Annotated in this window: 12 protein-coding genes; 5 read left to right on the top strand and 7 right to left on the bottom strand. The window is 49.7% G+C overall.

Features of this window, described 5'->3' with window-relative positions; all coding sequences use genetic code 11:
• Together JTN23_RS12980 and JTN23_RS12975 are read right to left on the bottom strand one after the other, a co-directional pair.
• The gene (locus tag JTN23_RS12980) at nt 1–726 is read right to left on the bottom strand and encodes a hypothetical protein (protein WP_247235265.1); all 726 of its coding nucleotides are present in this window, start codon (nt 724–726) and stop codon (nt 1–3) included.
• Complete coding sequence (locus JTN23_RS12975) at nt 704–1,258, bottom strand: RNA polymerase sigma factor (protein ID WP_247235264.1); 555 nt, start codon at nt 1,256–1,258, stop codon at nt 704–706. Before JTN23_RS12975 ends, JTN23_RS12980 begins: the two co-directional genes overlap by 23 nt.
• 339 nt (nt 1,259–1,597) lie before the next feature.
• Between JTN23_RS12975 and JTN23_RS12970 the strand changes: the two genes are divergently transcribed.
• Entirely contained in the window at nt 1,598–2,491 is an 894-nt protein-coding gene (locus tag JTN23_RS12970; RefSeq protein ID WP_247235263.1) for a sensor histidine kinase, read from the top strand.
• A gap of 13 nt (nt 2,492–2,504) precedes the next feature.
• On the opposite strand, the gene radA is transcribed toward JTN23_RS12970, so the two are convergent.
• Nucleotides 2,505–3,872 carry a DNA repair protein RadA gene (radA, locus tag JTN23_RS12965; protein WP_247235262.1) on the bottom strand — a complete coding sequence of 456 codons (1,368 nt, stop codon included), beginning with the start codon at nt 3,870–3,872 and terminating at the stop codon, nt 2,505–2,507.
• A gap of 191 nt (nt 3,873–4,063) precedes the next feature.
• Here radA and JTN23_RS12960 point away from each other — a divergent pair, with 191 nt between their 5' ends.
• Nucleotides 4,064–4,786, top strand: a complete 723-nt coding sequence (locus tag JTN23_RS12960) for a porin family protein (protein WP_247235261.1) — start codon at nt 4,064–4,066, stop codon at nt 4,784–4,786.
• A gap of 220 nt (nt 4,787–5,006) precedes the next feature.
• On the opposite strand, the gene JTN23_RS12955 is transcribed toward JTN23_RS12960, so the two are convergent.
• Nucleotides 5,007–5,417, bottom strand: a complete 411-nt coding sequence (locus JTN23_RS12955; protein ID WP_247235260.1) for a LytR/AlgR family response regulator transcription factor — start codon at nt 5,415–5,417, stop codon at nt 5,007–5,009.
• A gap of 326 nt (nt 5,418–5,743) precedes the next feature.
• Between JTN23_RS12955 and pheS the strand changes: the two genes are divergently transcribed.
• The gene (pheS, locus tag JTN23_RS12950; protein ID WP_247235259.1) at nt 5,744–6,784 is read left to right on the top strand and encodes a phenylalanine--tRNA ligase subunit alpha; all 1,041 of its coding nucleotides are present in this window, start codon (nt 5,744–5,746) and stop codon (nt 6,782–6,784) included.
• A gap of 268 nt (nt 6,785–7,052) precedes the next feature.
• On the opposite strand, the gene JTN23_RS12945 is transcribed toward pheS, so the two are convergent.
• Nucleotides 7,053–7,784: an esterase family protein gene (locus JTN23_RS12945; RefSeq protein WP_247235258.1), complete on the bottom strand. Its 732-nt coding sequence runs from the start codon at nt 7,782–7,784 to the stop codon at nt 7,053–7,055.
• A gap of 391 nt (nt 7,785–8,175) precedes the next feature.
• Between JTN23_RS12945 and clpB the strand changes: the two genes are divergently transcribed.
• A complete protein-coding gene (gene clpB, locus JTN23_RS12940) occupies nt 8,176–10,782 on the top strand; it encodes an ATP-dependent chaperone ClpB (RefSeq protein ID WP_247235257.1) in 2,607 nt (868 codons plus the stop codon).
• Nucleotides 10,783–10,891: 109 nt separating this feature from the next.
• On the opposite strand, the gene JTN23_RS12935 is transcribed toward clpB, so the two are convergent.
• Nucleotides 10,892–11,590, bottom strand: coding sequence for a hypothetical protein (locus JTN23_RS12935; protein ID WP_247235256.1), 699 nt, complete (start codon nt 11,588–11,590; stop codon nt 10,892–10,894).
• A 292-nt stretch (nt 11,591–11,882) separates the two neighbouring features.
• Nucleotides 11,883–12,317 (bottom strand): CHRD domain-containing protein, encoded by a 435-nt coding sequence (locus JTN23_RS12930; RefSeq protein WP_247235255.1) that lies wholly within the window; start codon nt 12,315–12,317, stop codon nt 11,883–11,885.
• A gap of 202 nt (nt 12,318–12,519) precedes the next feature.
• On the opposite strand from JTN23_RS12930, the gene JTN23_RS12925 reads away from it, so the two are divergent.
• Nucleotides 12,520–12,777: a hypothetical protein gene (locus JTN23_RS12925; RefSeq protein WP_247235254.1), complete on the top strand. Its 258-nt coding sequence runs from the start codon at nt 12,520–12,522 to the stop codon at nt 12,775–12,777.
• The last annotated feature ends 55 nt before the right edge of the window (nt 12,778–12,832 follow it).

Here is a 12,832-nt window from a genome sequence, read left to right as displayed (position 1 = left end):
TTATTTATTAGTTGGTGCATATACGGGTTTGACATACGAAGGATATTCAACAAAACTATGATGGACAAAAGACCATAAACTAGGTTTCCGGCCAGTCACGCTTAGCCTCGTACGCATTTTACGAGCTTCCCGGTCTTGCTTCACCTGATCATACATCTGGCGCAGCGCCGATAGCTCTTCACTTCTTTGTTCAGGAATAGAAATGTAGGCCACCAGTACTCTTTCGGTTGTTTGTTCCAGGCTAGTCGCATCAGGTTGTTCCAGCTTCACTGTATCTGTAATTGCCAAGGTAACTTCTGCCGTACCTACTTCCTCAGCCGGTAGACTCTCCATAGCGGTGTCCGTACTTAGGGGCTCAGTACCTTCGGAAAAGGGATTGGCAATAAGGTTCTCTTTCGGTTCAAGCTGCTCCTGATCCCTTTTTTGAACTACTTCCACGCCTTTCTGAATGGGTAGCGCTACGGAAGGTAGAGGTTGAATTGGAATTACTTTATCTGCTTTTGAAACTATAACGAGGCTCTCATTTCGATCATCTGACAGTCCAATAAATAGCCCAAGTACTACTAATACAGACGCGGCAGCAACGGGCAGCCAGAGCCACACCGCACCTTTCTTCCTTCTTTTCTCTACCTTAGCCCATACCCTGTCAGGATTCCATTCCTCAGTACTCGGTGTTTCCGTATGAGCTATATGCCTGATCTTGTTATATAACCTTTCGTTTTGCATAAGCCGGATTTAAATCAATGATCTTCTTCTGGAGCATCCCCTTCGCTTTACTCAGCTGTGATTTGGAAGTACCGGAGCTAATACCAAGCATTTCGGCTATTTCTACATGAGAGTACCCTTCTATTTCATACAGGTTAAATACAGTACGGTAGCCCAGCGGCAATTCTTCAATAAGCCTGAATATTTCTTCGGCGGTCAGATGCTCGATCAGTTCATCATCTACAATACAACCTTCAAGCACTGGGTAAGAAAGTATATCAAACCGCTTGTCTTTTCGGATCATCTTCAGACATTCATTGACCACTATTCTCTTCATCCACATTTCAAAGGGAGGGATGGCCACGAAACAGCAGGTATCAATCGTCTGAAGTAGGATATAAAATGATTCTGCTACGGCGTCTTCCGCCTTAGCTGGATCAGTCAGATACCGCTTCGCCAACCTGAAAAGTACCTTTCCATACGTATTAAAAAGCAACCGCTGTGCCGGGGCACTCTTCTTCTGGGCTTCATGAATGGTGGAAAGTGTGATCAAAACGTCTTGTGGATGAATCGTGGTAATAATGAACTCATCGATCAAAGGGTTGCCTGAGAAGATAAAAAATTGAATGTTACCCTTATAGCATAACCATTGCAAATGGCCATAAATCGTACGCTCAGTCTCCTAGAAGCAGCACAGCCAGCAGTAAAAAAGATGCTTTTTTCATAAGGTATGGGGTACGCTTGTGGTACGTTTTATCTCGGATGTGCCTGATTTATCCATTTTTTTACCTTTAACTAAATAGTCCAATTTACTGCTGTGCTTTATAGAGTTAAAAATAATCAATTACGTATATTAGCCGAACGATTTATAAACCGCGGACATACGTAGCTAATGAAATTAAGGAAGGAGGCATGGGGATTTATTAGCCTGGGAGTAGTGGCTATCCTTTGTGTGGTGGCTTTTTTAAGCGGTATTTCTTCTCCTGACTCTCAGTCTAACCTATCTGACTATCAAGTATTACTGGTAGGCTTGCTGCTCATCTCGATCCTTGGCATGGCAGCACTGGGCCTGTATACTCTCAGATCTAATTCGTACTCTCAGCATCAGATGGACTTTATGTACCAGATGACCCATGAGCTCCAGACGCCCGTAGCCAATATCAGGCTGGCGGCCGATATGCTGGTATCTCCGCCAGTGATGCAGAATCCCGACAAGCTTAAAAAGTACGTACGCATCATTAAGGAGGAAAGCCAGCGTATGCAGTGGCACATCGAAAACGTACTGAACATAGCGCAGGCGGATGCTAATTCACTAAAACTAAACCTGGAAACCACGCCGCTCAATGACCTGGTGGATAGTGTGGTGGAAAGGTACAATGGTCTGGTAAAAGCAGAGTGCCATGCCCAGCAGGCCCTGGCCAAAGTAGACCGCCATCACCTGATCAATGTGCTGCACAACCTGATGGAGAATGCCATTAAGTACTCCCCCGAAAATCCGGATATAAAAGTGTATACCTACGACCAGGATGGCAACTATGTTATAGCCGTACGCGACAACGGAGTAGGAATACCCCCCGAAGAAAAAGGCAAAATATTCCAGAAGTTTTACCGGATAGGCCGTACCAGTAGTGTCAAAGGCTTTGGATTGGGCCTGAGTTACGTACAGCAGATCGTCAATGCTCACCAGTGGCAGCTTGAGCTGGATAGTGAGGTGGGGAAAGGCAGTGAATTCAGAGTGGCCATTCCCCAGTACCAGCATAAGCCTGCTACTGCTGCTACTACCTGAGCCCCGGCTTATCCTAGCCCATAAGCTCCGAGAACAAGTCATCCAGGCGGGCTACGGGTACTACCTCTATTTTGTAATCCGATAAGGACAGCCCTTTGGTGTTGTACTTGGAGATATAGATCTTCTTGAAGCCCAGTTTCTCGGCTTCTGATATACGGCTGTCGATGCGGTTGACGGCTCGTACTTCACCGCCCAGTCCTACCTCAGCCGCAAAACATACGGATGCCGGAACGGCGATGTCTTCGTAAGAAGAAACAATGGACGTAGCTACCGCCAGGTCAATGGCCGGATCTTCTACTTTAAGGCCACCGGCCACGTTGAGGAACACATCCTGAATACCCAACCGGAATCCGCCGCGCTTCTCCAGTACAGCCAGCAGCATCTGCAGGCGCTTGGCATCAAAGCCGGTACTACTCCGCTGCGGAGTACCGTAGTTGGCCACGCTCACCAGCGACTGTATTTCAATCTTCAGCGGACGGTTGCCTTCCATCATGGAGCCGATGGTAATACCGCTCAGTGGCTCGTCGCGCTGTGAGATCAGGATCTCCGACGGATTAGTCACCTGCCGCAGGCCGGTTCCGAGCATCTCATAGATACCTAGTTCGGAAGTACTTCCGAAGCGGTTCTTGACCGTACGCAGGATGCGGTAGGTCGTGTGGCGATCGCCTTCAAACTGCAGTACCGTATCTACCATGTGCTCCAGTACCTTGGGGCCCGCCAGCGAGCCTTCTTTGGTAATATGTCCGATCAGGAACACGGGCGTACCCATTTCCTTAGCATACTTCATGATTTCGGAGGTACACTCCCGCACCTGCGACACACTACCGGCACTGGACTCGATCAGCGGTGACTGCATGGTCTGGATGGAGTCAATGATGAGTACATCGGGCTGAAACTCCTCTATCTGCCGGAATATATTGGTGGTAGAGGTTTCGGTCAGGATAAAACAGTTGTCGCTTTTGGTATCCAGGCGTTCGGCGCGCATCTTGATCTGCTGCTCCGACTCTTCCCCCGATACGTACAGGACGCGCTTATTGTAAAGGGTGAGGGCGATCTGCAGCATCAGGGTAGACTTACCAATGCCCGGCTCCCCGCCGATCAGCACCAGGGCTCCCTGTACGATACCACCACCCAGTACGCGGTTGAGCTCCTGGTCGGTCGTAAGGATACGGGGCTCCTCTTCGTAGCGGATCTCTCTGATGGCTTTGGGACGGCTGGCGATGCTGATAGACTTCCAGGCTACCTGCGTTTTTTTATCTTCTTTTTCGACTATCTCCTCCACGAAGGTATTCCATTCGCCGCAGGAGGGGCATTTTCCCAACCACTTGGGAGAGTTATGACCACAATTTTGACAGAAATAGGCACTTTTGGCTTTAGCCATAGGGGTATTTACTTTTTTAATTGTCTTAGGGGTACCTGTACGATACCTGACCTTCATGAGATATGGACGGATCAGCACCTGAAAGTACAAACTTTATTAACATCGTGCATCTAAAAAAGGTGCCGCAGGTATGTAAGCAGTAGTGATCATTTCGTTATTCAACAAACGCATCTATTAGATCTTAAAAAACCATGAAAAACACTCATCTCGGGCTGCTGGCCCTCATGCTATGCCTCGTCGCTCCTCAACTCTCATTCGGACAGGCCAAAGGATTTGCTTTTGGTATTAAAGGCGGTGTTAATCTTTCCAAGCTCACCATGGGCGAAGTACTGACTACCCGGTACGACAACAACGGGAATCCCTACCTGGGCTACAACGGACAGGTCGTACGTGACAACCTGCGCGAAAGCTACGAAACCCGTACCGGATTTGTAGGCGGTGTGTACGCCCGCTTCGGCCGAAACCTCTTTGTGCAGCCTGAAGTACTGGTTTCGACCAAGGGAGGTAGTTTCAACATTGTAGATAACAGCGGTCCAACCCCTCAGACCAGCAATGTCAACGTCACCTTCAGTAATATAGATGTACCCATACTGATTGGTTTGAAGGGCGGACCACTCCGGATCAATGCCGGCCCGATGGCTTCGTTCCGCATCGGTGATAACCAGCGCCTGCGCGATGCCTTTGAACACTATACCTCAGGTAGCTTCAACGATGCTATGTCGCAGGCCGTATATGGGTACCAGTTTGGTGCCGGACTCGACATCCTGGGCTTTAGCCTGGATGTTCGCCGTGAAGGCTCATTCAACGATATCGCCGCTTTCCGGGTAAATCAGAACCAGGTAGGTGGCAGTTCTTCTACTGTACGTCAGCGCCTCAACTCATGGCAGGTCACTCTGGCGATGAAGCTGTTATAAGCTAGCTACTGTATAGTAATAAACAACGCCGCCACTCCGGTACCGGAGTGGCGGCGTTGTTATAATCAGGCTTCTTTACAACCAGTCCCGCACCCTTAGCAATCGTAAGTACTGCCGGATGGATTGGGTTAAAAAAACAAGCAGCCACCGTTCTAGCGATGGCTGCTGTTCTCGATTTAACCCACTAAAAATGAAGCTTATAATCTACACAACGCGTGTATCAGGCACTGATGCGGCCGCGATAGGCGTTAAGTAGTTCTGCAATTTCTTTGATTTTGCGACGGGCTACGACCACTTCTTTGCCACATACCATTCGGATTACGCGATCGTCGTCTACCCGGTCTACTACGTATTCGGTATTAACGATATACGACTTATGTACACGCAGGAATGTATCGTTGAGATGTTCGGTCAGGCTTTTAAGAGTCCGGGATACGAGGTACCGTTTGCCCCGGCAGGTGTAGATATACGTATAGTTTCCTTCTCCTTCCAGACACGTAATTTCGTCAGGTGAGAGCCATTGGATTTGCCCCATACTATGAATAGCAATATCAGTGCCCTGCAAGGTGTGTGTATAGCTGGCAGTTGCGGCTGGCGCTTTTTTTATCGAGTAGTTAGCAATGGTTTCCATGAGTTCCTGAGGATATAAGTGAGCATGTAATTATTGATTCAAAAGTACCTCTTTAGATAGTCCCCGGAAATACGTACAACTACGTATCACTTTTTAAACTACTGAACATCAGCCTATTAGCAAGCAGCAGGAGAAGCAAAAGACGTAGCGCCACTTACTAAAACAGGTGTTACTACGTATTGCAAATATGTTTACTAAAATATAGCTACTAAGTAAAAAAGCGGGATCAGAGTACGTCATATTCCGAGTTGATGGGCCGGCTCTGGTACACCCTCCAAACTTTATATATCTTTGCAGCCGAAAAGCCTCAATAAAGCAGATACGATATGATTACCGAACGGGTAAAAGAATTACTCACCGAGATCGAGACTACCACGGTAAGTAATAAAGAACAACTGGAAGCCTTCCGCATGCGCTATATCAGCCGCAAGGGAGTTGTGACTGAGTTGTTTGATCAGCTAAAGAATATTCCGCAGGAGGACCGCCGGGCGGTCGGCCAGGAGCTTAATACGTTAAAGAATGCGGCACAGGATCGCTTCCAGGCCTTTACTACCCAGCTGGAAGAGCAGTCAGACAACGGCACCGCCGCACAGATAGACCTGACCCTGCCGGTAGTACCCAATCAGTACGGCAGTATCCACCCGCTGACTATCGTGCGCCGACGGATCATCGAGATCTTCGAGCGCATGGGCTTCAACGTATCGGATGGTCCCGAGATCGAAACCGACTGGTACAACTTCAGCGCCCTCAACTTCCCCGACAACCACCCTGCCCGCGAAATGCAGGATACCTTCTTTATAGAGAAGAGCGCCGGTGAGGTAAAGGACGACGTACTGCTGCGAACGCATACGTCCAACGTACAGATCCGACTGATGGAGCACAAGAAACCGCCCCTGCGCTCGATCATGCCGGGCCGGGTATTCCGCAATGAGGCCATTTCGGCCCGGGCGCACTGCGTGTTCCACCAGGTAGAAGGCCTGTACGTAGATAAAAACGTAAGCTTTAAAGACCTTAAAGATACCCTGTACCACTTTGCCAAGGAGATGTTCGGACAGGACTCCAAGATCCGTCTGCGCCCCTCCTACTTCCCTTTCACTGAGCCCAGCGCCGAGATCGACGTGACCTGCTTTATCTGTAAGGGCGAAGGCTGCAACGTGTGTAAGCATAGCGGCTGGGTAGAGATAGCCGGCTCCGGTATGGTAGATCCTAACGTACTGGCCAGCTGTGGTATCGATCCCGAAGAATACACGGGCTTTGCCTTTGGTATGGGTATCGAGCGCATCACCATGCTCCGGTACGGCATCAAGGACCTGCGCCTGTTCACCGAAAACGACGTCCGCTTCCTGCGCCAGTTCGAAGGAGCGTAGTTGTTCAAAGAGTGAATGAGTGAATGGTGAATAACCATAGTGGGAGCCGAATAAGCCCCGGAGGGGCGAAATCTTAGTAGCCCCAAAAATTCACCTGACCTCCCAGCCCCGTAGGGGTGACACACAGTACAATCGGATAGCCAAAGGGTTCTCCTCCCAATTAGCAGTAAAAGAAATTGATAAAGAAAGGGGCGTTGCCAATCGGTAACAGCCCCTTTCTTTTATATGACAACTACTACTTATAGCCTATTGCATAGAGCCTATCGCCTTAGAAACGCGTCTCCAGGTATACACGCATCATCTGATGCCAGGTAGACCATTCGTGATGGTACTCCGGCCCCCATATATCCAGTTCATGAGCCACGCCTTTAGAGCTCAGTATAGTAGAGATATGACGCGAGGAATTGGGATCTTCATAGTCCCCCGACCCGGACAGGAAATGAATATGACGGCTCTGTCGGTACTTGCACAGGTGCCACTCGGCATTGAGGTTGGGCAGGTAGTGTACCGGTGAGTTAAAGTACACATTGTCGTCGTAGTAGCCCTCGGAGTACACGCTCAGATCATAGCGCCCACTCATAGCGATGATACCATTGATAAGATCAGGGTGCTTGAAAAACAGATTAGCCGCATGCAGGGCTCCAAACGCGGCTCCAGCGGCTATGATAGGAGTTTCCTCACTGGTCTTCTCTTTAAGAAAAGGCACTACCTCCCTGAATATGTAATCATTGTACTGCTGATGCCGCTGGGCTTTATCCCGGTTCTCCATGTGGGGATTCATCCAGCTCTCGGCGTTAATGCTTCCGATACAAAACACCTTTAACAGACCAGCATCGATAAATGGCCGTATGCTCTCTATAAGGCCGTGGTGTTCGTATTCCAGAAAGTCAGAGTCAGCCGTTGGGATCATTAACAACGCAAACCCATAGTGGCCATACACGGCCACATCCATATATTTATCAAGCGCCGGGCTGTACCAGCCAGTTACTTCGCGTTGCATAGGGTATAGTTCCTTTCTACAGATAATGGTGTTTACTACTGAACATGGGTACTAGTATAATACTATCTATGCCCTGCTTTGTTCAGACTTCGGTATAAAGAAATTGCCCTTACAGAGCAATGTAAACCATTTATTACTAAACGGTAACAATACGTTACTCTGAGCCAGATCTACTCCGCCCGGTATAGTTATATACTTCCTGGGGAGGCTGCTCCCTATTGTCCCTTTTTCTCTATTCCATTATGTCGCCTTGGTATGCCTATTTGTCATTAAATCTTTCACAATTACCTATTCCTGTGCCATTATTTCAGGTTTAAGGCTCAGGTACAGGGTTTGATAGTATATAGTACGTAAGCGTTTGCGAGAAGAATCAACCAAGAAATTAAAAGCCATGAATTTTAATCAGTATACCATCAAAGCACAGGAGGTGATCCAGCACGCGGCTCAGATTGCACAGGGCAATCAGCAGCAGGCCATCGAAACGGGTCACGTTCTGAAAGCGATACTAGAAGAAGATATCAGTACGTCGGGCTTCCTGATGAAGAAGCTCAACGTGAACCATCAGCGCCTCCAGCAGGCTCTGGACGCCATTATAAGCGGGTACCCCAAGGTATCAAGTTCTCAGGTTTTTCTGGGTAATGACCTGTCGACTGCGCTGACCAAGGCACAGAGCTACCTGAAAGAGTTCAATGACGAGTTTGTGAGCATTGAGCTGATACTACTGGGTTTAGTCGGCGGGAAAGACTCCGTGGCCCAGATGATGAAGGACGCCGGATTTAGAGAGAAAGAACTGAAAGAAGCTATTAAGGAACTAAGAGGTAAAAATAATCCCGTGAAAGATCAGAACGCAGAAGCCAAGTACCGTTCGCTGGAACGTTACAGCAAAAACCTGAACGAGCTTGCCCGAGCGGGTAAGATCGACCCTGTAATCGGTCGGGATGAAGAGATCCGCCGGGTACTACAGATATTGAGCCGCCGTACCAAGAATAACCCCATCCTGCTGGGTGAGCCGGGTGTAGGTAAGACGGCCATCGTGGAAGGTCTGGCCCAGCGTATCGTGCAGGGCGACGTTCCCGAAAACCTGAAAACCAAGATCATCGTGTCGCTGGACATGGGTCTGCTCATTGCCGGCGCCAAGTACAAGGGTGAATTTGAGGAGCGCCTGAAGGCGGTGATCAAAGAGGTTACCGACTCCGAAGGTGAGATCATCCTCTTCATCGACGAGATCCACACCCTGATCGGGGCTGGTGCCGGAGGTGAAGGCGCCATGGACGCCGCTAACCTGCTGAAACCCGCGCTGGCGCGTGGTGAGCTGCACGCTATAGGTGCTACCACCCTGAAAGAGTACCAGAAGTACATCGAAAAGGACAAGGCCCTCGAGCGCCGCTTCCAGTCTGTGATGGTGGATGAGCCGGATGTAGCGGATGCCATCAGTATCCTCCGGGGTATTAAAGAAAAGTACGAACTCCACCATGGGGTACGTATCCAGGACGATGCCGTCATCGCAGCTGTGGAGCTGTCGAACCGCTATATTACCGACCGTTTCCTGCCCGACAAGGCCATTGACCTGATGGACGAAGCCGCTTCCAAGCTGCGCCTGGAAATGGACAGTGTACCCGAAGAACTGGACGAACTGAACCGCCGGATCATGCAGCTCGAAATTGAGCGTGAGGCCATCCGTCGTGAAAATAACCTCGAAAAGGAAGCCGTCCTGAACAAGGAGCTGGCCGACCTGAACGAGCAGCGCAATGCCCTCCGGGCCCAGTGGGAAAGTGAGAAGGGAATCGTAAATGAAATCCGTGCCCTGAAAGAGCAGGTAGACCACCTACGCTTCGAAGCCGAGCAGGCCGAGCGTACCGGTGACTACGGTAAGGTAGCCGAGATCCGCTACGGCCGTATTCCTGAAGCGCAGAAAAAGCTGGAAGACCTGCAGAAGTCGGAAGGCGAGCGCAAGCTGATGCAGGAGGAAATTACGTCGGAAGAAATTGCCGAAATAGTAGCCAAGTGGACGGGTATACCCGTAAGCAAAATGCTGCAGAGCGAGCGCGAAAAGCTGCTCAACCTGGAAGACGAACTGCATCGCCGCGTAGCCGGTCAGAACGAGGCCATCCAGGTAGTAGCCGATGCGGTACGTCGTAGCCGGGCTGGTCTGCAGGATCCCAAGCGTCCGATAGGTAGCTTCCTGTTCCTGGGACCTACCGGTGTCGGTAAGACCGAGCTGGCCAAGACCCTGGCGCAGTACCTCTTCAATGACGAGAACGCCATCGTACGTATCGACATGAGTGAGTACCAGGAGCGCCATACCGTAAGCCGTCTGGTAGGAGCGCCTCCGGGCTACGTAGGCTACGACGAAGGCGGTCAGCTGACCGAAGCCGTACGCCGCAAGCCCTACAGCGTAGTGCTGCTTGACGAGATCGAAAAGGCACACCCGGACGTATGGAACATCCTCCTGCAGGTACTGGACGAAGGACGACTGACCGATAACAAAGGTCGGGTGGCTAACTTCAAGAACACGATCATCATCATGACGTCCAACATCGGTAGCCATATCATTCAGGAGAAGTACGCGGAAGACGAAGGGTGGAACCACACCCTCATTATGGAGGAGGCCAAGCAGGCCGTACTTGATCTGCTGAAAGCCTCGGTAAGGCCGGAGTTCCTGAACCGGATCGACGAGATTGTACTGTTCGAGCCACTGACTCAGGGCAACATCCGCAAGATCGTGGATATCCAGTTCCGTCAGATTCAGCGTACCCTGCAGGAGCAGGGCATCACGCTGGACGCTACCGACGAAGCCCTGGCCAAGCTGGGTGAAGAAGGTTTCGATCCGGCCTTTGGTGCCCGTCCGCTTAAGCGTGTTCTGCAGCGCCGTATCCTCAACGAGCTGTCCAAGGGTATCCTGAGCGGTCAGATCGCCAAAGACGCGGTGATTATGATGGAGGTCAATAATGACGGTGAGATCGCCTTCGAGAATGTCGGCGGTGGTGTCGAAATCTAATGTTACCTGCTATACATGCGTGAGAGGTGCAGCCTACGGGTTGCGCCTCTTTTTTGTATCTGCCTACTTACCTAGTTCATCCTTGCCAGAAGCTGACCCAATAGTACCTCTACTTAAAATCCCGTAGCTCCTTTAGCACTTGTTCCATCGTCTTAACCTCCATCTTAGGGTCGATTCGGAAAAGCTCATCGGGCAGTGGCTGGGCTTTGACGGATTCTAAAGTATATCGGACCAGCCATCCGTATTCATAGTCAGTAAACTGCAAAGGTGTACCTTCAACACCCTGAAGATGTTCAAAAAACTGCTTCACCGGAACGTCCAGTGCCTTGGTCACCTGAGCCTCCAGGAGCTGACTTTCGCCTGAACCCGTAATAATCACCTTCTCCGTTGGCATGGACAGAATCGTTGATCTTTGGCCTGTCCTCCTGCTCGTATAGGTCTTTACCATACCTTGCGATACAGCCTTGGATTTATTTATCCTTTCTTCATCATACGACATGAATATAGCCATCGGCTTAAATCTTGTCTCTCCCGTAGTGTAGATACCTTTCTTGTTTCTTATCTGGATAGTTACTTCTTTGGTAGCAGGCCTGAAGTGATTAACTTTCGTCCTTTCAATGCGCATCAGATCCCCTTTCTTATAAAGCTTAAACTGGGCACCTCTGAAAGCAGCCGGATGACTTACCAGGCTGCGTACTGTATCTACACGGTAAATGAGTATACCTTCTTTGAAGCCAGCCTGAGCAGTAGCCTTGCCGATCTGAATTCCTGATAGTAGAAATAATGAGATGAGTATACGAAAAAGCATTAGTAGTAATTATAACGAGGAGGGCGTACGGTAATACACTTACGTGGGCAAGTTAGGTGAGAACTCTTGCGATTCCTTATTGGAGAGTCGAATTTTATCCAACGGTCTCTTCCACTGGGGCTCCACCCGATTTGCAATCGGGTTGCTATCATACTTGCGTTTGAAATGCAACAAGATAAAACCCCAGCGGGGACCGCCCGATTTGTAATCAGGGTGAGCTTGTTGTTAGCTTGAGATATAATGTCTAAGGCAGTACCTCTCCCACCGTCATCTATAAAAGTAATATACTCCCCTACTCCTCCACACTCAACTGCCCCCGTATTTCGCCGCCCCGGTAAGTAGCTGAGTGGATATTGACGTAGTACATTCCCGCTTTCAGGTCGGCCTCCTGTTCTTCGGTCAGTACAGTCGAGTAGTTAAAAGGGGTCGTAAAGGTGTTCCCAAAGTCAAAGAGTACTCCCCCGTTGGTACCGGCGGCGGCCTTGTGTATATGCCAGGCCGTAGGTGTGATGCCCTGGTAGGTAATTGTAAGCTTCAGCTCGTTGGTGTCGTTGTTGTAAGTACCCTCAGCCCTGCCGGTAGCGGTGGAGGGATTGGCCGGTACTTCCGAAGCCCCCGATAAGGTGGCCAGTACCGGTACCTCCGGCGACACTTCTTCTTCTTTGTCCTTACAGCCCATAACCAGCAGCAACAGGCTCACCATCCATAGTAACAAGAGCTTTTTCATCGTATTCAGAGGTTAGAGTGAATGTAAAAATGTAGCGTTCACCACCATTACGTAGCAATCTGACCAGAGGTTGCTCAGCCTTCTTAATTTATAATTACCAGAGAATACGCGAGTTAGTAGGATCAGTAGCAGGCACACAATTTTTAGGGTAGTTCTGGAAAGACTAACCGGTACCTCAGGGTACCCAAAAAACAGCAACTTCATGGCTTATTCATTTGAAATACCATTCAACGATGATCCCAACTCGATCATCAGCCGCGCCCGCAACACCATACAGGGAGCGCAGGGTACTTTTGCAGGAGACACCAATACGGGTGAGTTTGCGGTACCTGCTAAGATCGGTACCGTAGAAGGCAACTACGCCATTCAGAACAATGTACTCAGGGTTACCATCACCAAGAAGCCCTTTATTGCTCCCTACTCCATGATCGAAGATGCCCTACGGAAGTACCTATCCTAGCAAAGGGTATATATGCCAATAGGAAGAGAAGTAAGATCTGCCGGTAGGTGGATCT

The organism is Telluribacter roseus, from assembly GCF_017355915.2.
Lineage (GTDB): Bacteria > Bacteroidota > Bacteroidia > Cytophagales > Spirosomataceae > Telluribacter.
Note: the sequence above shows the minus strand (reverse complement) of the source record. Positions and strands in the feature narration are given on the sequence as shown.

Excerpts from the sequence above, each read along its gene's own strand:
- JTN23_RS12945 (WP_247235258.1), bottom strand. The coding sequence starts at position 7,784 with ATGCAACGCGAAGTAACTGGCTGGTACAGCCCGGCGCTTGATAAATAT.
- JTN23_RS12960 (WP_247235261.1), top strand. The coding sequence starts at position 4,064 with ATGAAAAACACTCATCTCGGGCTGCTGGCCCTCATGCTATGCCTCGTC.
- JTN23_RS12955 (WP_247235260.1), bottom strand. The coding sequence starts at position 5,417 with ATGGAAACCATTGCTAACTACTCGATAAAAAAAGCGCCAGCCGCAACT.
- radA (WP_247235262.1), bottom strand. The coding sequence starts at position 3,872 with ATGGCTAAAGCCAAAAGTGCCTATTTCTGTCAAAATTGTGGTCATAAC.
- JTN23_RS12930 (WP_247235255.1), bottom strand. The coding sequence starts at position 12,317 with ATGAAAAAGCTCTTGTTACTATGGATGGTGAGCCTGTTGCTGCTGGTT.
- clpB (WP_247235257.1), top strand. The coding sequence starts at position 8,176 with ATGAATTTTAATCAGTATACCATCAAAGCACAGGAGGTGATCCAGCAC.
- JTN23_RS12970 (WP_247235263.1), top strand. The coding sequence starts at position 1,598 with ATGAAATTAAGGAAGGAGGCATGGGGATTTATTAGCCTGGGAGTAGTG.
- JTN23_RS12980 (WP_247235265.1), bottom strand. The coding sequence starts at position 726 with ATGCAAAACGAAAGGTTATATAACAAGATCAGGCATATAGCTCATACG.
- JTN23_RS12935 (WP_247235256.1), bottom strand. The coding sequence starts at position 11,590 with ATGCTTTTTCGTATACTCATCTCATTATTTCTACTATCAGGAATTCAG.
- JTN23_RS12925 (WP_247235254.1), top strand. The coding sequence starts at position 12,520 with ATGGCTTATTCATTTGAAATACCATTCAACGATGATCCCAACTCGATC.
- pheS (WP_247235259.1), top strand. The coding sequence starts at position 5,744 with ATGATTACCGAACGGGTAAAAGAATTACTCACCGAGATCGAGACTACC.